This is a genomic window from Nocardia mikamii NBRC 108933 (assembly GCF_001613505.1).
Classification (GTDB): Bacteria; Actinomycetota; Actinomycetes; order Mycobacteriales; family Mycobacteriaceae; genus Nocardia; species Nocardia mikamii.
This window is the reverse complement of the sequence record NZ_BDCM01000015.1, coordinates 209,501-231,881: the sequence shown is the minus strand read 5'-3', so window position 1 is coordinate 231,881 and position 22,381 is coordinate 209,501. Positions and strand designations below refer to the sequence as shown.

Genomic DNA, 22,381 nt, shown 5'->3' with positions numbered 1-22,381 from the left:
CCGGCCCGCGTGAGCCCGGGCCGGCCGCCGATGTCAGATCTCGGCCGCGAGCCGCGTTCCTTGCAGAATCGCCCGCTTGGCGTCCAACTCCTTGGCCTCCGCCGCGCCACCGATGACATGCACGCGCAGACCACGGCTTTCGAGCTGGTCGGCGAGGTCGCGCACGGGGTCCTGGCCCGCGCAGATCACCACATTGTCCACTTCGATCAGACGCGGGCGCTCCCGCTGCGGGCCGAAGCTGATGTGCAGTCCGCGCGCGTCGATGCGTTCGTAGTTGACGCCACCGATCTGCTCGACCCCTTTGCCGTCGAGCGCCGCCCGGTGAATCCATCCGGTGGTCTTGCCCAACGACATCCCGAACGGTCCCGTCTTCCGTTGCAACAGAGTCACTTTCCGGATCGCCGGGGTCGGTGTCCGTGCGGTGAGTTGACCGCGGGCGTGAAGATCGCGGGTCACGCCCCACTCCCGGCGCCACTGTTCGAGGCTCGGTTCGCCCGCGTGGTCCGTGGTCAGGAATTCGCTGACGTCGAAGCCGATACCGCCCGCACCCACGACGGCGACTCGGGGCCCGGCCTGTCGTTCGCCACGCAGCAGCTCCGGGTACGAGATGACGATCGGATGGTCGATGCCCTCGATATCGGGGATGCGGGCCCGGACGCCAGTGGCGACCACCACCTCGTCCCACTCGCCCGCCGCGAGCCGGTCGGCGGTCGCGCGCACGGCGAGATGGACATCGACACGGGTGGTTTCGAGGGTGCGCCGGAAGTAGCGCAGGGATTCGGCGAACTCCTCTTTTCCGGGGATGCGTCGGGCGAGGTCGAACTGTCCGCCGATGCGATCGCTCGCCTCGAACAGCTCCACTCGATGCCCGCGTTCGGCCATCCCGATCGCGGCCGACAACCCCGCCGGCCCGGCGCCGATCACCGCGATCCGCTTGGCGTGGCGGCTCGGTGCCAACTGCAGCAGCGTTTCGTGGCAGGCGCGCGGGTTCACCAGGCACGACACGGTCTGCCGCGTGAAGGTGTGGTCCAAGCAGGCCTGATTGCAGGCGATACAGGTGTTGATCTCGTCCACCCGCCCGGCCGCGGCCTTGTTCACCCAGTCCGGATCGGCCAGCAGCGGTCTGGCCAGCGAGACCAGATCGGCCGCACCGCGTTCGAGAATGCCCTCGGCCACATCCGGCATGTTGATCCGGTTCGACGCGCAGACCGGGATGCCGACCTCCGCTTTGATCGCGGCCGTGAAGTCGACGAACGCCGCCCGCGGCACCGAGGTGGCGATCGTCGGTACCCGGGACTCGTGCCAGCCGATGTCGGTATTGATGACGTCGACCCCGGCGGACTCCAGCTCCCGCGCCAACTCGATCATCTCGGCGAATGTCTGCCCGTCCTCGACGAATTCGGCGAGCGACATCCGGAACATGATGAACATGTCCGCTCCCAGCGCGGCCCGGGTGCGGCGCACCACCTCGAGCGGAAACCGGCGCCGGTTCTCCGCCGACCCGCCCCAGTCGTCGGTGCGGGTGTTGGTGCGCGGCGCGAGGAACTGGTTGATCAGGAAGCCTTCGCCGCCCATGATGTCGACGCCGTCGTAACCGGCCAGCTCCGCGAGGCGGGCGCAGCGAACATGGTCGGCGATCGTGGTTTCGATCTGTTCCGGCGTGAACGCGCGCGGCTCGAAGGCGGTCAAGGGGGAGGGCACCGCCGAGGGCGCCAGGTTGCCGGGGATGTTGGAATCGCGCCCGCCGTGCAGGATCTGGAGCGCGATCTTGCCGCCCGCCTCGTGGACGGCGGAGGTGATGGTGCGATGCCGTTCGGCATCGGTCTCGTCCAGCATCGCGCAGGCGAACGGCCACAGCCAGCCTTCCCGGCTGGGCGAATAGCCGCCGGTGACGATCAGTCCCACGCCGCCGCGGGCGCGTTCGGCGAAGAACGCGGCCAGCCGGTCGATATCCCAATCGCGGTCTTCGAGTCCGGTGTGCATCGAGCCCATGACGACCCGATTACGCAGAGTCGTGCGCCCCAAGTCGAACGATGACAGCAGGCGCGGGAAAGCTGAACTCATGGGCCGAACCTAATGACCCGTTTTCGCTTTCGCAACGGCTCGAGGAAAATTCACCTCCCGGTTACCGTTGCGGTGCGACGGGGGTGGGTAGGCTCGCCTCCAGCATTCCGGAAATTGCGCCGAAACAGACTGTTCCCACATATGGTAATAGATGGAAAGTTGACGTGGCCGCGCCGTTTCCTACTGTGTGATGTGGTTGACATTCGTGGTGGCGGAAGTGGTTTCGCCGCTCGTGTCCGGCACCATCGCGCCAGGTTGATCGTATACGGCCCGGCGTGCAGCGGTACTCCGGGGACGTCGTAGAAAGTTCGGAAATATGGCGGAAGACGTACCTGTGGCGAGGGCCGGCAAGGCGGGAACCGTGGCTGTTGTCGCGGTGACTTCGATGGCTGGATTCATCGCATTTCTCGATTCCACGATCGTCAATATCGCTTTTCCCAGCATCCGCGCGGATTTCTCGTCGTGGTCGCTGGATTCGCTGTCGTGGGTGATGAACATCTACAACATCGTGTTCGCGGCATTGCTCGTCCCGGCCGGGCGATATGCGGACCGATTCGGTCGGAAAATGTTGTTCGTGGCCGGGCTCGTGGTTTTCGCGGCCACCTCGCTGTTGTGTGCCCTCGCGCCGACGGCCGGCTTGCTGGTGGTCTTCCGCGGCTTCCAGGCCCTGGGTGCGGCGCTGATCGTGCCATCGGCACTGGCGCTGTTGCTGCCGGCCTTTCCCGAAGCGCGGCGCGGGGTGGCGGTGTCGCTGTTCGCCGCGACCGCTGCCCTGGCGGCCGGAATTGGTCCGGCCCTCGGTGGCTTTCTGATCGACATTTCCGATTGGCGCCTGGTCTTCGCAGTGAACGTGCCGATCGGTCTGTTGACCGTGGTGGCGGCGCTGCTCTGGTTGACCGAGGCCAGAGACAGTACCGCGACCACGAACCCGGACAAGGTGGCGATCGTCTGCTCGGCCGGCGGCTTCGGGCTGCTGGCGCTGGGAATCGTCAAGGGCAACGACTGGGGCTGGACCGACTGGCGCACGATCAGCGCCCTCGGCGCCGGAATCGTTCTGGTGCTGTGGGTGGTTCAGCGCTGCCGCACCCATCCCGCGCCGTTGATCGAGGCTCGGATTCTCGCAGACCGCACCATTGCCTCGGCGAGTGTGAGCACCTTCGTCTTCGCGGCGGCGTTCTACGCGTATCTGCTCGCGAACGTATTGTTCCTGACCTCGGTCTGGCACTACTCGACGTTGCGCGCCGGTTTGGCGATGACGCCGGCTCCGCTGTTCTCCACCCTCGCCGCCCGCCCGGCAGGGGCGATCTACGACCGCTTCGGCGGTCGCTGGGTCGCCGTCACCGGCGCGGTGCTCGTGGCCGCCGGACTGCTGTGCTACGCCCTGCTCGCCGGCGCGGACCCCGATTTCCTGCTCGGCTGGCTACCCGGTGCGATCATCAGCGGTGTCGGAGTGGGAATGGTGTGGCCGAGCCTGGCCACCGCGTCGGTGCAGGGTGTCACCGGCACGCGATTCGCGACCGCGACGGCGTTCAACGGCGCCCTGCGTCAACTCGGCGGCGTCCTCGGCGTCGCCGCCTGCGTGTCGTTCCTGACCGCGCGCGGCGGTTCGGACCCGCTGCGGTCGTTCCACATGATCTGGATCGCGGGCGGCATCGTGTGTATCGCCGCGGGAATTGCGGCGTCGAGCCTGCGGCGCCCGCTTCCGGTCGCCCCAGCCGAGGTGAGTGTGCCGGCCGAAGCGCCGCTTCGGAACTGACGCCGGAGGGGCACCACCACCGATTGCGTCGCAATAGCTCACAATGGGGCGGAGGCCGTCCCCGAGGTCACAACTTCCCACCCAGAACGACCTGCCTAGGTGGGGCGACTCGCCACCCGCCCAGGCGACCGCGCGGCGGTCGCCCGGGCCGGGCGATGCGGTTGCTACATCACCGGCAGCGGCGGCGATTTGGGGAAGACGACCGGCAACGAAGCCAGCGCCCGGTGGAACGGACCGGGCCGCCATTCCAGTTGTGCGGCCGGGACGGCCAACTGGATCTCCGGCAGCGCGTCGAAGAGTTGGTCGATGGCGTTCTGGACCGTCAGATAGGCCACCGATTTGGCGGGGCAGGCGTGCGGTCCGGTGCTCCAGGCCAGATGCGAGCGGTTGCCGATACTGCTCGCTGCTTCGCCGCGGATCTTCGGATCGTTGTTGCACGCCGCGAGGCTGATCAGGACCGGCTGGTTGGCGGGCAGCCACACGCCGTCGATCATGATCGGCTGCCGCGGATAGGTGGTGCAGAAGTTCGCCATCGGCGGGTCGTTGAACAGGATTTCGTCGAGGGCGTCGGTGGTGGACAGGTTGCGGCCCAGGATGTCGCCGAACCGGAATCGCTCATCGGTGAGGATGAGCATCAGCGCATTGTTGATGAGGTTGCGCTGGGCCTCGAAGCCCGCTCCGTAGAAGGACATCAGCTGGGCGAACACCTCGATGTCGTTGAGGCCGTTCGGGTGATGGGCCAGGTGTGAGGTGACGTCGTCGCCGGGCTGCTCGCGCCGGAACGCGATGAGCTCCATGAGCGCTTCCTTGAGCATGTCCATACCCTGTTGACCCCTGACGGTGTCGAACCGGGCGGCCATGCCGTTGGCGACCCGGGTCCCGATGTCGGCAGGGCAGCCGACCATCCGGTTGAGGACCTCGAGTACGAGCGGGAACGAGTACTGCATGACGAGATCGGCCGAGCCCTGCTCACAGAAGGAGTTGACCAGCGGAACGGCAACCCTTTCCACGATCGCGGGCACGCTGTGGAGGTCGATGTGGTCGATCGCGGCGACCGACGGAGCGCGGTAGCGGGCATGGGGCGCACCGGTGTTGTACCGGGCCGCCGGATACCACTCCATCATCGGACGCACGGGTGAATCCTGCGGAATGGTCTTCTGCCAGGTGCGCGGATCGGAGGGAAAGTGGTCCGGGTCGTTGAGGATGCGAACCGCGACGGCGTAGTCGATGACCAGGGTGGCAGGCACACCCGGAGCGAGCTCGACGGGAACGAGGGACGGGTACTGCCCTCGCATCTCGCGATAGGCGGCGTGTGGATCGGCGACGAATTCGGCCGTGTACATCGGGAATCGGTCGTCGTCGGCATCGAAGGGCGAGCCGTGCTGGACGGGGCACATTCCGGTCGCCGTGGTGTAAGGCTCGGGGAGGGGTGACGGTGGTGTGGTCAAAGACGGGACTCCAGACGGATGGAACAAAAATTCGACGAGAGCTCGGCGGGTGCGGCACCTGTCGCACTCACATGGGCGGTACGAGGAAGACTGTGTGCCGGACCGTCTCGACGCCCACAGATCTGCAGACTTCGATGACCTGTCGTGCGGTGCCTGGCGGTTCGCCCACGCAAGCAACATAGCAGCGACGCGGCGACGGTGTCTGCGAACGTGGGAGTAGGGCCACCGCCACCGGCGTCCGGAGTCGATCGGATGTGCTTGTGGGTCAGTGCTTTCCGCTCATATCCGGCGATTGCACCGCCGCGGCCACGGCGCCCGGATCCGGGTCGCGCTCCGGGTCCGGGTCGTGCTCAGAGTCCGGGGCGTGCGGCGGACGGGACGACGGGTCGCCGCCGCGAGATATGCCGAGCAGACGGAGCATCGGCGCCGTCGAGGCGGTCGTCACCAGTGCCATTATGACCAGCAGCGAATACAACTGGGTGCCGATGAGGCCCGTGGTCAAGCCCACGTTCAGAATCACCAGTTCGGTCAGACCTCGGGTATTGAGCAGCGCTGCCACGGCGGCGGCCGCTCGCGACCGCATCCCGGTCAGCCGGCCCGCGATGTAGACGCTACCGACCTTTCCCACCACCGCCACACCGATGACCGCGATCAATTCGCCGATCGACGTCGCGTCGACCGAGCCGAGATCGACGGCCAGCCCGGCGATCACGAAGAAGCCGGGCATCAGCAGGAGGCACAGAATTCGCACGCCCGACTCGACCGTCTCGCGGCGTTCGCGCGGGAATATGACGCCGAAGGCGAAAGCGCCGAAGATCAGGTGCAATCCGATCCATTCGGTGATCGCGGCGAGCCCGAGCGCACCACCCACGCCGAGCACGATCATCGTCTGCTGGGTGCCCGATTCCGAGATCCGGGCCAGCACCGGTCGCACGAACCACCACAGCAGGCCGACCAGCGGGAGGAGCAGGACGAGCCGCCACTGGACCCCACCCGGGTGCGCGAGTGCGAGCACGACGGCGAGGACCGACCATGCCACGACGTCGACCAGCGCCGCGCAGGCCAGGCTGAGTTGCCCGATCTCGGTGCGAACAAGATTGCGGTCGTGCAGGATTCGCGCCAGAACCGGGAAAGCGGTCACCGCCATCGCACAGCCGACGAACAGGGCGAAGTGAAGCCGGTCGCCGGTCGTGTGGCGCGCCAGGACGGTGATCGCGACCGCGCTTCCCAGCGCGAAGGGGATCGCGTAGGCCGCCGCCGAAACCGCGGGTATCGAACGGCGGGCACCGCGGAAGATCTCCCGATCGAGTTCCAGACCGGCGACGAACATGAACACTGCCACCCCGATATTGGCGAGCAGTGTCAGATACGAGCGCCCGGCTTCGGGAAACAGGGTGGTGGACAGGTGATGTCCGATGACGGTGGGACCGGCGAGGATTCCGGCCGCGATCTCGCCGATGACCGGTGGCTGCCCGATCTTTTCGGCGAGCCGGCCGAGCAGGTGCGCGGCCGCCATGATGAGAACCAAGTCGAGTAGGACCGTGATGGTGGGAGCGGGCACTCGATTCTCCTCGAAAGCATTCGGTGGCAGCGGAAGTGGCGGCTGCCGGCTCGGCATGCCGGCAGCCGGAATCACGGCAGCCGGCGTGGGTCCGCGTCGTCGATCCGGATCGAGGGCCGATGCGCGGGCGACACGGTGGCGGGTCCCGGTTCGTCCTGCGGAGCCGGTTCCGGCCGCGGACCGGTCGTGTACGCGGGTGGGACGACCGCGGGATGGAAAACTTCGCGGATGTAGCACACGGGATGGCGGCCGAGCGTCATGACGTATGCCCTGGACGCACTGGGCCGGCCGTCCGGCCACGGCCGGATGCCCGCCCAGAGCAGGCGCCGGCGCTGCGGCAGGCCGCGGGTGAGCAGGCCGTGGCCGATCGGCATCCGGACATCGTCGATGCCGCTGGCTGCGGCCGATTGTGGCACGGCCACAACGTAATTGATCGACACGGTCGCCAGTTCGGGGGTGACCAGACGCGAGCGCCGGACCAGCGCGCCCTCGGCATCCTGCAGCCGGAGTTCGTCGACGATGAATGTGGGCAGTGTCCGCGGTGGCACCTGGTGCTGGCGCAGGACGTGCACGCTCAACGTCGTCTCGAGGATGTGTTCGAGCGCGGTCGTCGTGAAGTCCTCGCCCGACAGCAGGGATCGGGTCGTGGGGTCGTGGAATCGCTCGATCTGCGTGGCCGGGTTCGTCCGGAATCCCGGCCCGCTGGGCGTCGGTTCGCTCAGCGGGCCGGGGACGGATCCTGTGACGGTCACTGTCGACTCCACGTCTCGGTTCGCACCGGGAGTCCTGGTGACGTCACCGCTACAGTGCGGCGCCGGCGCCCTTGCGGGGCGGTTGGACCGGGAGCGCCACGGCCTCGCGCTCGGCGTCGGAGCGCGGACGGCTCGTCAGGCCGAAGACCGGTTCGGTGGTGATGCGGATCTCGCCCATCGTGGTGTCGGACAGCGGATCACGCCAGTGGTCCCAGACCGGCGACATATCCAGTCCGCCCATGTACTTGATGTTGACCCCGTCGGTGTCCGGGGCGGTGTGCAGGCGCTCCGCCTCGGAGACGATGACCTCGGTGCCGGTACGGTCCTGATCGCCCGTGGTCTCGCCGACATCGGTCAGACCGGCCATGATCCGGGTGAACGACTGCTCGGGCGAGTCACCGTCGTGGACGTCGGTGAGCTTGTGCGCGTGCGCGAAGTATTCCTCGGAGCCGATGTAGTGCTCGTACATCCGGGAGACCAGTGAGAGGAACCGGGTGTAGCCGCGGCGGTAGGTGTATTCGTAGTACGCCAGCGCATCGGTCTCGGACATCTCACCGCGCAGTGTGGTCGCGATCGCCGCCGCGGACACGAGCCCGGAATAGGTCGCCAGGTGGACTCCGGTGGACAGCAACGGGTCCAGGAAGCACGCCGCGTCGCCGACGAGGACGTAGCCGGGGCCGCAGAACCGGTCGGCGACATAGGAGTAGTCCTGTTCGGCCCGCACGTCGGCGATCTGCTCCGCACCCTCGAGCATTTCGCACATCGGCTTGCTCTCCCGGATGGTCTCCAGGTAGTACGACTGGCGCGAATCGTGCGCGCGCAGCTTTTCCGCGGCCAGCCGCGCCGAGACCACGTAGCCGACGCTGGTACGACCGTCGGCGAGCGGAATGTTCCAGAACCAGCCGCCCTCGGGGGTCGACACCACGTTGATCGCGCCCTCCGGGCTGTCCGGGTGCAGATGTGCGCCCTTCCAGTACGACCAGACCGCGACGTTGCGGAAGGCGGGATGTTGGCGACGCATGCCGAAGTGCTTGGCCAGCAACCCGTCTCGGCCCGTGGCGTCGACGAGGAAGTCGAACTCGGCGGTGTGGACGGTGTCGTCGCCGGCCTTGACCCATTCCGCCGCGGTCGGACGCTCACCGTCGAACAGGATGTTCTTGACGGTCGCCTGTTCGATGACCTGCGCGCCCTGGTCGGCGGCGTTGCGCAGCAGCAGGTCGTCGAAGGCGGCCCGGTCGACCTGCCAGGACCATGCCTCGGCATCGACGAGCTTGGACCAGTCCAGCAACCAGGTGTCGTTCTGCCACTGGAAGTAGCCGCCGCGCTTGATCTGGAAGCCGTGCGCGGCGACCTTGTCGTAGGCGCCGGATATCCGCAGCGTGGACAGGCACGAGGCCAGCAGTGATTCTCCGATGTGGTAGCGCGGGAACGTATCCCGCTCCAGGAGGGTCACCTGCACTCCGGACCGTGCGAGCAGTGCGGCGGCGGTGGACCCCGCCGGGCCGCCGCCTACCACCAGAACGCGCGGAATTTCGTTGTTCCCCATAGCAACTCCCTGGAACTGCGTACGAACGGACGGTGCGCCGGATCGGCTACCGGACCGAGTCCGGATGGTATGTCCTATGACAAAACCCGAGACCTCCGTAGCCGCTTGTTAACTCGAACTCGGCACACGGGAAATCAGTTTATCAGTAGTACTTGAATCATCAAGGGAAACAGTAAGTTTCGATGTAAATTCATACGGACAATGAGTAGCTAGAAAATAGCTGATATAAGTACGAAAATGCCGCTGTCTGTGATGCGCGGCTAGGGGTCACGACAGGGGACGCGACGTTGCGTTAGGTGAGTGCCGTTTTCGGCGAGCAAAGTGGAAGAGACGGTGACGGCGGCCCCGAGACGGGTTCGCGGTCCCGGTCCGGTCACATCCGGCATCACCCCACTTCCACCGACTCATCCAGAGTAAGGCCTTTGTCCGGTTCCCGCGTGGCATCCGCCGGATTCCGGCGGCTCCCTTCCGCGTATAGCCTGGTCGCGAGGCATGCGACGCAGAATCATTGGGGCCGAACGGGATTGCGGTATGCGGGCGACCGGGCCGGGCCGCGGTGCCGTGCGTCAGGGCGCTGACGTACGGCACCGGGACCCGTGCGGGTGGTGCTAACCGGTGGTCGTCTCGGCGGTCAGTGCCGCGGTCGTCTCGGCAGCGCGCCGCGCGTCCGCAACACTGCAGCGGCCGAGGCCGCACGCGGTCGCGACGCCGAACGCGGTGCGCCCGGCCGCCTGTTCGAACAGTTGCAGAGCGTGAGCGCTGTCGTCGGCGGAATCGGGTGACACCACCCCGGCGATGACATTCCAGTCCGGGTCCAGCCGGCGCAGGGGCGCGTAGAACGCGGCGTCCTGCGGCGCGGGTTCGGCACCGAACGCACACGGAATGTGCACCGCCGGAAAGGGAGTGCCGTCCGCGCGCAGCCGGCGGGCGGTGTGCTTCAGCAGGGTGACCGCGGGCGCCAGCGAACGCGGGCTGAGCAACGCCTTGTGCTGGTAATCGCCGTAGCACAGGTGGACCACCGCCTGTGCCCCGATCTCGTGTATGCCGGTGAGTACCCCGGCCAGCTGGCGAGCCAGCAGCGGCCCCGCCGCCCATTTCGCTCCCAGTTGGTCGGCCTTGACCATGCCCAGCAGCGCGAACGGTGATTCGACCTGCCAGACCACGCGATCACCGTAGCGCGCGTTCACCTCCGCGATCTCGTGCAGTGCGGCCTCGGTGAACACCGGCAGATGTCGCAGCGCGGCCGCGATGAGATCGGATCGGCGCAGTGCCGGACCGAGCGGGAAACCGTTCGACACCGCCGCACCGGCGAAGACGAACATCGCCAGATCCAGCGGATTGGGCTGGCTCAGTTGCAATCTCGTCCCGTCCAGTTCGGGCCGCGCGGCGCGCACCTCGTCGAAGGCGGCTACCACGGCGCCGATGCGGTCGAGCCGGTCCATCGCCACGTGCCGCGGTTCCAGCTCGGCCCCCGGGCGCAAGCCGTAGCTCGGGAAATCGCTGTAGTCGGAGTAGTCGCCGGTGCGGACGACATCGAAGACGTCCTCGTGCTCTCTGCGCCGGCGGAGGTAGTCGAGGATCCAGTCCGGATCCAGATCACAGGGCAATCCGGTCACGGGACGGCCCGCACTGCGATCGGCGAACCACTGCAGCACCGCAGCATCCCCGGTCATCAACTCGGCTGGAACACTTCCGACATAATGCGCACACCTGGTCATCGCACTCCTCGTAATTCCGTTTGCCCGTCTACATTCTCAGCCAGATCGTTTGCAGGTGAAAGAATTCCGGGAACCGGGAGGTAGACGCGGTGCTGCGCGGGAGGTGTGGGCGGTATTACGGGACGGCGGGGGTGCCGCCGGGAGCTACCGGCAGGCCGGCCGCCTTCCATGCCCGGAACCCGCCGACCAGATCGGTGGCGCGGGCCAGTCCGAGGCGCTGTGCGTCCGCGGCGGCCAGGCTCGATGCGTACCCCTCGTTGCAGACGATGATGACCTCGGTGTCGGACGTCAGGTCCGGGAGCCGGTGCGTGCCGCCGGGGTCGAGCCGCCATTCCAGCACGATGCGCTCGACGACGACCGCGCCGGGGATCTCGCCCTCGGCGAGGCGGTCGGCGTGCGGGCGGATGTCGACCACGAGGGCGCCCTCGGCCAACCGGTGCGCTGCGGTGACGGGCTCGACGCGGTTCAGTCCGGCGCGTGCCCGGGCGAGCAGGTCCTCGGCGCTCATATCGTCACTCCTCGGCGATCGGGCGATGGGGGCTACCGGCATGGTCACACACCGGTGAAATCCCGCAGCGACCGGTATTCGCGGACCGGTCGCAGCGGTGGCGAGTAGGCGTGCACCGTGGTGGCCGGCCGGGTGCTGCGGTTGTGCAGCTGGTGGGCGCGTTCGGGGCCGAACGCGATCGTGTCGCCGGCGCGGCGGCCCGCCGAGCGTACGGGTCCGGTGGGGTAACGGTAGTCCTCGTCGAGTTCGCCGATCGAGACGGTGAACGAACCCGACGCACCGCCGTGGTCGTGCGGTTCGGTGCCTTGTCCGGGCGCCCACGACAGCAGCCACAGTTCCACGCCCATCGTCAGCGCGAGCCGGGTCCACCAGCGCCGCGTGGTGTCGAACCGCACGATATCCAGCAGCGGTGTCGCCAGTTCGCTCGCCACCACCGCGGTGAGCTCGTGCAGTTCGGCCGGTGTCCACAGCGTGCGCTCGGCGACCACGGCGTCGCGGAGTAGGGGCACGTCGACGCCCGGATGAATGTCTTTCGCGTGCTCGAGTCGCACAGGCACGGACGTCGTCACCACTACCCCTTCCACACCGCGGTCACGCGAATTCTTCGCCGCCACACGCGGTTTGCCACCATCCAGACTCACCGTGAGCGAAACTCCGCGGCCCGCCGCACGGGATGAACGAGTGGCGGGACGGCCACGTGAATGAGACACCGTGTCCGACGGCCTGCGTCCCGAGAATCGATTCCTGGTTTATCCGCGAGCGGCCCGGCTTCGAATCATTAGGTGTTACGCCGGTGGCAGAGGTGTTCGTCGCCGGCGGCGTGACATCAGCTGCTGTCTCGCCGAATCACCGCGGTGATCCGGCCACGGATGAGGTGCTCGGATGACCAGTGCTGCCGGAATCGATGAGATGGGACCGATCGACTATCTCGTCATCGAGTTCCCCGCGGGCCGCCCGCCGGACGGTTCGGCATTGCCGGTGCTGCGTGATCTGGTCGGCCGGGGCATCATCCGCGTGCTGAATCTGGCGTTTCTCCGGAAGGAGGGCGACGGGTCGCTGACCGGCATCGACATCGCCGATATCGGACTCGAGTGCGAAGCGAGCGTGGCCTTGTTCGCGGAGGAGACGACGGGTGTGCTCGACGACGGCGATCTGCGGGAGGCGGGCGCCGCGTTGCACCCCGGGCGTTCGGCCGCCGTGCTGATCTACGAAAACACCTGGGCGGCACCGCTGTCGGTGGCCCTGCGACGCAACGGCGCCGAAACGGTCGCGGCGGGCCGCATTCCGGTCGAGGCCATTTTGACGACTTTGGACAGCCTCGACGACAAGAACTGACACCGGCGATTCAGCTGCCGAGGACGTGGATGCGCACCTCGTCCGTCCATTGCACGTACTCGACCCGCGTCCCGTCGGGGTGGCGGGCGTAGACGACCTCGCCGGTGGCGGAGGTGACCGGCTCGCCGAGGATCGAGCCGCCGATCTCGGCGAGGAACTCCGGGAGCGCGCTCAGATCGTCCACGATCACCGGGCCGACGGTGCCGCGATACCCGTCGATCGCCGCATCCGTCCCCGCGACGACGAGAAAGCCACCGACAGCGGCGATTTCGGCTTGCTCGAAATGAAAACGCAGGTCGGCCGGCGCGCCGACCAGTCGTTCGTAGATGGGCAGGGCCGCATCCATATCCGCGACGAACAGGCGGGCATAGGTCTCGAGAATCCGCACTCCTCGCACGCTACGGTCGATCTCTACGCTGGGTAAGTACGCACTTCCAGGTGAGAGGTACGCGGTGAGCGGGACGGAACAGGAGCAGGCGGCGGCTGTCGCCCGCCGAGTCTTCGCGACCCTGTCCACCAAGTGGGCGCTGGCCGTGCTGGAGGCGATCGGTGACCGCGAGTGCCGGTTCGCCGAACTGCACCGGGCCGTCGAAGGTATCAGCTACAAGATGCTGACCCAGACGTTGCGCACTCTCGAAGCCGACGGCATCGTCGCCCGCCACGACCACCACACCGCGAATCCGCGCGTCGACTATTCCCTGACCTCGGCAGGGCGCGACCTGCTCGCCACGGTCCATCAGCTGTGCACCTGGTCGCGCGCGCATCTGCGCGAGTTGCTCGACGGGGCGCCCGAGCAGGCGGGCGCGTAGCTCGAGCCCCCGCGGTAACGGCCGGTCGAACGCGGATCGGCCCGCGCGTTCGACCGGCCGAGACGAAGCGATGCCAGGCCGTGTCGTCCCCGGTCCGGCACCGGACGCCGTCACCGCACGTTGGGCTCGTCCGCGAGGTAGGGCGGGGCCGGCTCGTACTGCATGTGTTCGCGCACCCGCCGGGCGTGATCGCGGCCGTGCAGGGCCCCGATCAACCACAGCGCCATGTCGATGCCCGCCGAAATGCCTTGGGAGGTCACGAGATCGCCGTCCACGACGTAGCGGCTCCCGGTCACCACGGTGACGTCGCCGCGGGCCTGGAGCGATTCGTGGAACAGGCGATGCGTGGTGATGCGCCGCCCGCTCGCCAGACCCGCCTTGTGCAGCAGGAACGCTCCCGTGCACACGCCCGCGGTCCAGCTCACCCCGGCCGAGGTGGTGCGAATCCAGTCGACCAGGGCCGGATTGTGGACCTGGACGCGGGTGCCCTGGCCCCCGGGCACCAGCAGCACGTCGAGGGCGGGGTGGTCGTCGAAGGTGTGGTCCGGCAGGACGCGCATGCCGTTGACACAGCGGATCGGATCGGTGCGTTCGGCGATCAGCGCCGCGCGGTCCTGGTACTCGCGCAGCATCGCCGAGACCATGAACACCTCCCACGGCCCTGTGAAGTCGAGTTCCTCGACGTCCTCGAACAGCAGTACCCCATATGTCGTCATGAACGTGGTTCCTCCGAGAGCTGACGTGGATCGGACGATTCGATGCTGCCCGGCGCTCGTCGCGCCGGACCCTCTTCCCGCCACTGATGGCGGTTGTGCCAGCGCGCCAACGGTTTCGGCGCCCACCAGTTGGCGCGCCCCATCACCTTCATGAAGGCCGGCACGAGAAGTATGCGAACGAGGAAGGCGTCCATCAGCACGGCCAGCGTCAAGCCGAAGCCGAGACCGCGCGCGAACGACACCTGCGACACCATCATCGCGGCGAAGGCGATGGCCATGACGGTGGCGGCGGCCGTCACGATCCGTCCACTGCGGGCGAGCCCCACCGCGACGGATTGCCTGCTCGCGGCGTCGGAGCGATCCGAGCGCAGCCACTCCTCCCGGATGCGGGAGAGGACGAACACCTCGTAGTCCATGGCGAGACCGAAAGCCATGCAGCCCAGCAGAATCGGCATGGTCACCACGGTGCGCCCGATGGCGGTGGTGCCGAGCCCGCCCAGGTGGTGATCCTGGAACACCCACACCATCGCGCCGATCGCGGCGGTCAGCGAGAGGACGTTCATGACGATGGCCTTCAACGGCAGCACGACACTGCCGGTCATCATGAACAGCAGTGCGGCGGTGGCCAGCACCATCAGGGTCAGCGCGAGCGGTAGCCGGTCGCTGATTCCGTGCACCGCGTCCAGATCGCGTTGGGTCAGGCCGCCGAACAGGGTTTCGCCCGGCGCCGCAACACCTTTGAGTTCGGCCAGTTGGTCACGCCCGGCCTGCGAGAACGGGTCCTTCGTCGTCTGTACCGTCAGATACGCAGCATCCGCATGTGCGGCCGCATCCGTCGCCCGGTCGGACACCACTTGTCCCTTCGCGACGGTGGCGCCGGGGGATTGCACGGCGACGACCCCGTCGACCAGGGACAACCGCTGGGCGTAGGCGGTCAGTTCGGCGGCGGGCGGCGCGGCGTCCGGGAAGACGATCGGAGTTCGTCCCTGGCTGTCCACCGGGAACTGCGCGCGCAACACGTCACCGGTCCGACGCGACTGCGTACTGCCCGGCAGCGCCCGGTCGTCGGGATAGCCGAACCGTGCTCCGAGCAGCGGCAGGCTCAGGATCACCAGGAGGCCGGAGACCAGCACGATCACCGGCACGGCGCGGCGCATGGCGAACCTCGCGCCCCGGTACCAGGCGGTGCGCTGGACCTCGGGAGCCGCCGCGCCGGAGCGGCCGAACAGCCGCCGGATCGGCGGCCGGACGTCGAGGGCGTCCAGCCGGTCGCCGAGTACGACGATCAGTGCCGGCGCCACCACCAGCGCGCCGATGAGGCAGAACGCGATGGCGCCCAGACCGCCGAAGGCCAGCGAACGCATGAAGTACATCGGGAACACCAGCATCACCGACATGGCGATGCCGACGGTCAGCGCCGAGTACGCCACCGTCCGCCCCGCGGTGTTGAGAGTGCGGATCAGCGCCTGCTCCGGTGTCAGGCCGGCGGCCTTCTCCTCGCGGAACCGGCTGATGATGAACAGCGTGTAGTCGATGGCCAGCGCCAGGCCCAGTGCTTGCGCGACGTTGACCGCGAAGACCGCGACATCGGTGAACGACACCAGGATTCGCAGCCACGCCACCGATCCGGCGAGTGCGAACATCGAGATCGCGAGAGGCACCGAGGCCGCCAGTACGCTGCCGAAAACCCACACCAGCACGAGGAACGTCAGCGGGATGGCGATCATGTCCATCTTCACCGCGTCCACCTGCGACTGATGGTTGAGCTCGTACAGCGAGACCGCCTGACCACCGGCGGTGACCGTGACGCCGTCCCGATCGCCGATAAGGGGCGTGGCGATGTCGTGGGCACGCTGCATGGCGTCCTTGTCGGTGCCCGCGACCAGCCCGGCGATCAGCCCGGTTCGCCCGTCCCGGCCGGCCAGCGCCGACCGCTGCTGCGCTGGTTCGTCCCAATAGGACACGACCTGGTTGACCTGCGACGACTGATGCAATGCGGCGAGGATCGCCCCGGCCCGGTCGCGGGCCGGGGCGCTGTCCACGCCGTCCGGCGCGGTGACGGCGAACACGAGGGAGAAACCACCGGCGCCGAAGCGGTCGGTCAGGATCCGCTCGGCTCGGGAGGATTCGGCATCGGGTGGGTCGTAACCGCCGGCCGGTAGCTGCGTGAGCACCGAGGTGCCGAAGCCGCCTGCCAGCAGCAAAAACAGGAATGCGGCGATCAGGGTGATGCGCGGCGCTCGCAGTACGACCGCCGCCAGGCGCGTGAACATAAGGCTCCCAAAGGTTTCGGGGCGGGCCCCGGCGGGTTGCACGCCCGTCTAGGCGTCAGTAGCATTCCGAAAGTCGCTCCTACTTATAAGTTATTTGTAGCATCGAGTTCCAGAATGGAGAAGCTGATGGTCGAAGCGGTCACCGCGGAGAAGATCGACGCCTACGACCTCGGATATATCGCCGGCAGCAGGCTGGAGACCGAGGACGGCGTGCACATCTACTACGAGCGCTACGGCATCGAATCGCCGACGACGATCGTGCTCATCCCGAACCTCTTCCTGATCGCACCGCTGTGGCGCAACTTCAGCGCCGAACTCGCGACCAAGTACTCGGTCGTCTCCTACGACATGCGCAACAAGGGGGCGTCGACACAGGTCGACGGGGTGGTGGACTTCGAGCGGCACATCCACGACCTGCGCGCCGTGCTCACCCACCTCGGGGTCGAGCGCCCCTATCTGGTCGCCTCGTCGGACTCGACGCTGCTGGCGCGGGAGTACGCGCTGGCCTACCCGGACGAGGTGGGCGGGCTGGCGCTGTACGGCCCGGTCTTCAACGCGATCGGCGGCCGGCGGCGGCGCCGGCTGATTCAGGCGTGGCTGTCGACGGTGACGAACGTCGGCCCGACGGCGCTGTTCAACGAGATGTATCCGCTCATCTACTCGCACCACACCGTCGAATTCGGCGGCTCGCCGGCCTATCTCGCGCTGAAGGAACGATTCATCGCGCTGAGTTCGCAGCAGCAGTTGATCACCAACCTGAAGACATCGCTGACGGTCAGTGACGAACCGGACCGTCTGCGCCAAATCGCTTGTCCGGTACTGCTTTCCGCCGGCGAGAACGACTTCCAGACCTCCGGGGCGATGATGCGCGAGGTGGCGGCCATCATGCCCGATGCCGAGGTGGAGGTGATCCCGAACTCGGGCCATGCGCCGTACTTCGAGGCCACCGCCGAATTCGAAGCCTCGATCGACCGGTTCGTCCGGGCGACACTCGCCCGCTGACCGTCGCGGCCGAGGTCGAACCATGACTACTTTCGACACGCTCCTGACCGGGTGGGCCGCCGACTTCGGTGACCGCACGGCGGTCGGCGACGGCGTCTCGGGCGGGTACAGCTACCGCGATCTGGATGCGGCGGCCCGCGACGTGGCGGCCTGGTTGCATCGCGTCGTTCCGCGTCCGCCGTTCCTGCTCTTACCCGGTAATACGCCCGACGACGTGGCATTCCTGCTGGGCGCACTGCGGTCCGGCCTGGTCCCCTTGATCGGCGATCCGGCGTGGAGCGAGCGCGAGATCGAGGACACGGCCTGCCGCACCGGCGCTTCCGTGGTGATCTCGGGACGGCGAGGCGACGACGACCTGCCCGGTTACCGCGGTCGTGGTGGTGCTATGCGCACGGTGCGCACCGGTGCGAACGAGAACGGCTGTGCCACCCACGATCTGACCGGCATCGACTTCGGCCGCTTCACTTCCGGCAGTTCCGGCGCACCCCGCTGCCTGGGCTTCGGCAGCGCCGCCATGGTGAATGCCGCGGCGGCGTGGCGCACCGCGACCGGGCTCGACGCCGACGACTCGGTGATGTGTTTCGCCTCGCTCAACAACGGGCTTGCCTTCAACACGTCGCTGCTACCGGTCTTCGCCTCCGGCGCCACCTTGATCCTGCCCGGTGTGAGCCCGATTCCCTCGCAGTTGCTGAACGCGCTGCGTGACGGGGCGCCGTCGGTGCTGGTGGCGTTTCCGTTCATCTACGAGGTGCTCGCGAAACGCGATCTCAGCGCGCTCACCTCGCTACGCCTGCTGGTCAGCTCGGCCGCGCCGCTCACAGCCGATGTCGAGCGCCGGTGGTTCGAGGCGGTGGGACGGCCGGTGTGCAACTACTACGGGCTGGCCGAAGTAGGCCCGGTGACCTTCAACGACGGCCGGACCGCGGGAGCGCTGGGCCGGGCGCTGCCCGGGGTGGACATCGCCACCCATCGGACCGGCGGCGCGGACGACCCGGCCGCGCGCATCGCGGTCCGGACGCGGTCGATGGCCACCCGGTACCTCGATCCGCGGCCCCCGGAATTCGGCAGCCATCTCGACGCCGACGGCTACTTCCGCACCCAGGATCTCGGATACCTCGACGACGGCGACCTTTTCGTCACCGGCCGCGCCGACCGGATCGTCAACATGGCCGGACGCAAGATCGATCCCGCCGAGATTTCGGAGGTGCTGCAGCGCCATCCCGCCGTCACCGGCGCCCTGGTGCGCGGGGAGGGCGCCGGATCGCACACCGTGCTGTGCGCGTATGTGGAATCCACCGTCGCGACGCGCGAGGAGCTGGTCGAGCACTGCCGAAAATACCTGGCCCCCTTCAAGATTCCGCAGCGCTGGACGATCGTGCCGGCGCTGCCCCGATCCTCCGCGGGCAAGATCATGTCCGCCGGACTGGCAGCGATAGGAACAGCTTCGCGATGAACCACGCAGAGATCATGAGCACTCTCAAATCCCTGATCGTCAAGGAGTCGGGTGGGCAGATCGAGGAGTCGGATATTCAGGGCGGCCCCGAATCGCTGCGCCGATTGGGACTCAATTCGCTGGCCACCCTGCGCATTCTGGTGGCCGTCGAGGACGAGTTCGGCATCGAGTGGGACGACGATGTCGACGAGGCGGTCATGAGCGACGTGCAGGTGATGTGCGACCACATCGCGGACAAGCTGGGCATCGCGGCCTGACCCGCGCCGAGCCGGAATCAGGAATCGCCATGACATCGAGCCCGACGCCCGCCCGGCAGCGGCTGGCCGTCAATCTCGCCCTCGGCAGTCTGCAGCTGTCGGATACCGGACACGACGACTTCAATCAGGGGCAGATATCGGCACGCCTGCCCCGTACCGACCATTTCTTGATCAAGAGCGCGCTGTGCGGCTTCAGCGAGGCGACGCCCGCGGACATGATCGTCGCCGAGGTCGATCCGGAACTGCCGGTGCACCGGATGGCGCCGCCGGAACTTCCCTTGCACCAGGCGATCTACCGCGCCCGGCCGGACGTGAACGCGATCGTGCACAGCCACGCGCCCAACACCCTGGTCTTCGGCGCGCTGGATGTGGAGCTGGCCGCACTCTCGCACGACGCGGCGCCTTTCGTCGACCACTGCCCACGATTCACGCTGACCAGCAACACCATTCTCGATATCGAAACCGGCCGGGCCGTCGCGCGGGCGCTGGGCACCGCCCCGGCGGCCTTCCTGCGCAACCACGGTGGCGTGATCGTGGGGCGCACGCTGCGCCATGCCGTGGTCGCCGCACAACTGCTGGAACGCGCCTGCGAACTGCAACTGAAGGCGCTGGCCACCGGGGTGAAGTTCTTCAGCTCGACCGGCAGCGACATCGACGCGAAGAACGACTACATCTACAGCGATATCGCGGTGAAGAGCTACTGGGATTACGGCGTGCGGGCGATCGAACACCGTCACCCCCACGTGCGGGACTGGGCGGTGGCGCCGTGATCCGCATGGAACGGGTGCTGCGCCGGCAACAGCTCGACAGCTCCGCGTCCAAGGTCCGGCCCGTCTTCGGGCGGGTGCGGTCGGAGTCGTTGCGCGGACCGGCCGTGCGCACGCCCGGCGACGACCGGCTGCGGACCCTGCAGCGACTGCTGGAATCCGGATACGGCTGCACCACCTCCGACGGCGGCCGGATCCGCCGCCGCGCGCCTTCCGCGGGCGGGTTGTATCCGACCGAGGTGGTCTGCGTCGTCGCTCTCGAGGGGCACTGGACGGCACTCGCCTACGACTTCCACCGCCGGCTCTTCCGGGAACTGGCCCGCATCGACCGCGATATCGTGACCGCCGTCTGCGCCGCCCGCGACGATCAGGCGATCGTCGTGGTGACCAGCACGCTGTGGCGGACCCTGCAGCGCTACGGATTTCGCGGCTACCGCTACTGCCTGCTCGACGCGGGGATCGTGATGGGCACCCTCGCCCAGGTGTGCGGCGCCGAGCGGCGCACGGTGACCTATCCGGACAACTGGTCGCTGGCGCAGATCCACGAATCGCTCGGCCTGCCCGACAGCGAGATCGTCGCCTGCGCGGCGGTCGTGGACTGCGCCACGGCCGCGGCCGGTGATGTCGAGCAGCACCCCGATATCGTCACCGGGGCGGCCGTATGGCAGCAATCGCCCATGCTGGCAGCGGAATTGGAGCGGACCATCCGGCTCGATCGAGCCATGCGGGTGGCCGAGTCGCCGCACGAATCCCTGGTGCCGGTGGCGGCCGCCGCCGAGGTTCCGGCCGACCTTCAGGATCTGCTGGCCCGGCGCCGTTCGGCCCGGGGCCTGCGGCGAGGGCAGTTGGACTATGAACGCTGCGCGCCGCTGTTCCGCGCGATCGGCGCGGCGCTGACGGACTGGCCGGATCGATTGCGCGACAGCATCGTCGTCGGTGTCGCCGTACGCGACGAGCAGACCCGGGTGGCCGCCGTCCGGCAGGCGGTGCCGGAGTCGGTGGGGGTCGCCGACATCGGCCACCTCTCCGATTCGGCCGTGGCGGCCCTGTTCGGCGGCCAGGCGCTGATGGCCGACGCCGATCTGTTCCTGATCGCCGGAATGCGTTCGGACCGTGCGGAAGACGCCGTCGCGATGTTTCGCACCTGTCTGCTGCAGATCGGCCTGCTCACCGCCACGCTGCAACTGCTCGCCGTGCGCGCGGAGGTGGGGCACACGGTGGTCGGCGGATTCGACGACGAACGGCTGTCGACGGTGTTCGGCCACACCGTCACGCCGCTGATGGCGATCGCGTTCGGCACCGCGACGGAATGTACGACGAAGAACGACACGCTGAGGAGAACATCGTGACCGGATATCTGGTCGACGGCGCCACCGAATTGCTCGGAGCCGCACTGATTCTGGAACTGCTGGATCGCACCGACCGGCCCGTCCACGCCACGGCCGCACCGCATACCGGTGACGTCGCGACCGTGTTGCGGGCCGCCGCGAGCGCGTACGGATACGACGGCGAGAACGGCGGCGGTTTCCTCGACCGCCACGCGGAACGGCTGCATATCGCCGAGAGCGCACAGGCCGCGCTGGCCACCGGGACGATCGGCGACGTCTGGCACTGCCCGCAGCGGGTGGTCGTCGAGGACGAACTGCCCGGCGGGGATGTCGCCGTCGACGTCGAGGCGGCCCGCGCTCTGCTCGCCGCCGCCGAGGCGGCCGGAGTGACCCGGTTCGAACTGCTCGGCACGGCCTATGTGTCCGGGTCGGCCACCGGCCGCATCGATGAGGGCGACCCCGTCGACGGCGCCGTGGCGGGTAACGAATTCGAACGCAGCCAGCTCGCGATCGAACAGCTCGCCGGTGCGTCGGCGCTGACGACCCGCATCTGGCGGACCGGCATCGTGACCGGTCACAGCCGCACCTTCGAGGTCGTGGGCACTTCGCCGTTCTACGGTCTGTTCGACGCGATCGCCCGCACCAAGCACGGGGTGGAAGCCCTGGTCGGCTCGCTGATGAGCATGCGGGCCATGGCGATCGCGCTCGATCCCGCACTCGAACTGAATCTGGTTCCGGTCGATGCGGCGGTCGCCGCGATCGTCACCGCCTCCCTCGATTCCGAGGTCGGCGCCCCGATCGTCCACGTGACCAGTGCGCGGACCGTCACCCTGGGCGGGGTGTTCGCCGCGGCCTTCGACGCCCTGCGGATGGCGGCGCCCGACTACGTCGAGTCCACCGGGTCGTGCCTCGGCTTGGAAGAACAGTGCGATGCCGAAATCCGTTCCTACGGTTCATGTTTCACGGTACCGAAGCAGTTCGTCGGCGGGGCGGCGCACACCGGTGGCGCACTCGATATCGAGATCTCGCCCGAGGTGCTCGCGGGGCTCTTCCGGGCTCGCGCGGGGCTCGTCGAAGCGGGGCGCTGA

At 67.9% G+C, this 22,381-nt stretch carries 20 protein-coding genes; 9 read left to right on the top strand and 11 right to left on the bottom strand.

The window, feature by feature from the left end; all coding sequences use genetic code 11:
- Positions 1–33: 33 nt before the first annotated feature.
- Positions 34–2,064 (bottom strand): NADPH-dependent 2,4-dienoyl-CoA reductase, encoded by a 2,031-nt coding sequence (locus tag NMI01S_RS25800; RefSeq protein WP_063001286.1) that lies wholly within the window; start codon positions 2,062–2,064, stop codon positions 34–36.
- A gap of 316 nt (positions 2,065–2,380) precedes the next feature.
- Here NMI01S_RS25800 and NMI01S_RS25795 point away from each other — a divergent pair, with 316 nt between their 5' ends.
- Complete coding sequence (locus NMI01S_RS25795; protein WP_063920857.1) at positions 2,381–3,820, top strand: MFS transporter; 1,440 nt, start codon at positions 2,381–2,383, stop codon at positions 3,818–3,820.
- Between the two features lie 164 nt (positions 3,821–3,984).
- Here the strand turns inward: NMI01S_RS25795 and NMI01S_RS25790 are convergent, their stop codons facing one another.
- The 7 genes from NMI01S_RS25790 to NMI01S_RS25760 form a co-directional block, all read right to left on the bottom strand.
- Positions 3,985–5,268 (bottom strand): cytochrome P450 family protein, encoded by a 1,284-nt coding sequence (locus tag NMI01S_RS25790; protein ID WP_439956300.1) that lies wholly within the window; start codon positions 5,266–5,268, stop codon positions 3,985–3,987.
- Between the two features lie 265 nt (positions 5,269–5,533).
- Positions 5,534–6,829 (bottom strand): cation:proton antiporter, encoded by a 1,296-nt coding sequence (locus tag NMI01S_RS25785; protein ID WP_167669940.1) that lies wholly within the window; start codon positions 6,827–6,829, stop codon positions 5,534–5,536.
- A 71-nt stretch (positions 6,830–6,900) separates the two neighbouring features.
- Positions 6,901–7,581, bottom strand: a complete 681-nt coding sequence (locus NMI01S_RS25780) for a hypothetical protein (protein ID WP_063001282.1) — start codon at positions 7,579–7,581, stop codon at positions 6,901–6,903.
- Positions 7,582–7,630: 49 nt separating this feature from the next.
- Positions 7,631–9,127, bottom strand: a complete 1,497-nt coding sequence (qhpG, locus tag NMI01S_RS25775) for a flavin-dependent monooxygenase QhpG (RefSeq protein ID WP_063001281.1) — start codon at positions 9,125–9,127, stop codon at positions 7,631–7,633.
- A gap of 608 nt (positions 9,128–9,735) precedes the next feature.
- Complete coding sequence (locus tag NMI01S_RS25770; RefSeq protein WP_063001280.1) at positions 9,736–10,800, bottom strand: hypothetical protein; 1,065 nt, start codon at positions 10,798–10,800, stop codon at positions 9,736–9,738.
- A gap of 160 nt (positions 10,801–10,960) precedes the next feature.
- Complete coding sequence (locus NMI01S_RS25765; protein ID WP_063001279.1) at positions 10,961–11,353, bottom strand: rhodanese-like domain-containing protein; 393 nt, start codon at positions 11,351–11,353, stop codon at positions 10,961–10,963.
- Positions 11,354–11,397: 44 nt separating this feature from the next.
- Positions 11,398–11,922, bottom strand: a complete 525-nt coding sequence (locus NMI01S_RS25760; RefSeq protein WP_063001317.1) for a cysteine dioxygenase — start codon at positions 11,920–11,922, stop codon at positions 11,398–11,400.
- 313 nt (positions 11,923–12,235) lie between these two features.
- Here NMI01S_RS25760 and NMI01S_RS25755 point away from each other — a divergent pair, with 313 nt between their 5' ends.
- Complete coding sequence (locus tag NMI01S_RS25755) at positions 12,236–12,688, top strand: DUF6325 family protein (RefSeq protein WP_030514283.1); 453 nt, start codon at positions 12,236–12,238, stop codon at positions 12,686–12,688.
- 10 nt (positions 12,689–12,698) lie between these two features.
- Here the strand turns inward: NMI01S_RS25755 and NMI01S_RS25750 are convergent, their stop codons facing one another.
- On the bottom strand, positions 12,699–13,076 hold the full coding sequence (locus NMI01S_RS25750; RefSeq protein WP_063001278.1) for a VOC family protein: 378 nt from the start codon (positions 13,074–13,076) through the stop codon (positions 12,699–12,701).
- A 64-nt stretch (positions 13,077–13,140) separates the two neighbouring features.
- Here NMI01S_RS25750 and NMI01S_RS25745 point away from each other — a divergent pair, with 64 nt between their 5' ends.
- Positions 13,141–13,497: a winged helix-turn-helix transcriptional regulator gene (locus NMI01S_RS25745; protein ID WP_063001277.1), complete on the top strand. Its 357-nt coding sequence runs from the start codon at positions 13,141–13,143 to the stop codon at positions 13,495–13,497.
- A 110-nt stretch (positions 13,498–13,607) separates the two neighbouring features.
- On the opposite strand, the gene NMI01S_RS25740 is transcribed toward NMI01S_RS25745, so the two are convergent.
- Both NMI01S_RS25740 and NMI01S_RS25735 read right to left on the bottom strand, forming a co-directional pair.
- Positions 13,608–14,213, bottom strand: a complete 606-nt coding sequence (locus NMI01S_RS25740) for a DJ-1/PfpI family protein (protein ID WP_063001276.1) — start codon at positions 14,211–14,213, stop codon at positions 13,608–13,610.
- Positions 14,210–16,486 carry an MMPL family transporter gene (locus NMI01S_RS25735; RefSeq protein ID WP_063001275.1) on the bottom strand — a complete coding sequence of 759 codons (2,277 nt, stop codon included), beginning with the start codon at positions 16,484–16,486 and terminating at the stop codon, positions 14,210–14,212. The genes NMI01S_RS25740 and NMI01S_RS25735 overlap by 4 nt, the downstream gene beginning before the upstream one ends.
- A gap of 114 nt (positions 16,487–16,600) precedes the next feature.
- Between NMI01S_RS25735 and NMI01S_RS25730 the strand changes: the two genes are divergently transcribed.
- From NMI01S_RS25730 to NMI01S_RS25705, 6 genes are read left to right on the top strand one after another with little or no spacing between them, the layout of a single operon-like run.
- Positions 16,601–17,488: an alpha/beta fold hydrolase gene (locus NMI01S_RS25730; RefSeq protein WP_063001274.1), complete on the top strand. Its 888-nt coding sequence runs from the start codon at positions 16,601–16,603 to the stop codon at positions 17,486–17,488.
- A 22-nt stretch (positions 17,489–17,510) separates the two neighbouring features.
- Positions 17,511–18,941 (top strand): class I adenylate-forming enzyme family protein, encoded by a 1,431-nt coding sequence (locus NMI01S_RS25725; protein ID WP_063001273.1) that lies wholly within the window; start codon positions 17,511–17,513, stop codon positions 18,939–18,941.
- Positions 18,942–18,955: 14 nt separating this feature from the next.
- Entirely contained in the window at positions 18,956–19,198 is a 243-nt protein-coding gene (locus tag NMI01S_RS25720; RefSeq protein ID WP_157126362.1) for a phosphopantetheine-binding protein, read from the top strand.
- Between the two features lie 29 nt (positions 19,199–19,227).
- A complete protein-coding gene (locus tag NMI01S_RS25715) occupies positions 19,228–19,968 on the top strand; it encodes a class II aldolase/adducin family protein (protein ID WP_063001271.1) in 741 nt (246 codons plus the stop codon).
- Complete coding sequence (locus NMI01S_RS25710) at positions 19,965–21,314, top strand: nitroreductase family protein (protein WP_063001270.1); 1,350 nt, start codon at positions 19,965–19,967, stop codon at positions 21,312–21,314. The genes NMI01S_RS25715 and NMI01S_RS25710 overlap by 4 nt, the downstream gene beginning before the upstream one ends.
- Positions 21,311–22,381, top strand: a complete 1,071-nt coding sequence (locus tag NMI01S_RS25705; protein ID WP_063001269.1) for an SDR family oxidoreductase — start codon at positions 21,311–21,313, stop codon at positions 22,379–22,381. Before NMI01S_RS25710 ends, NMI01S_RS25705 begins: the two co-directional genes overlap by 4 nt.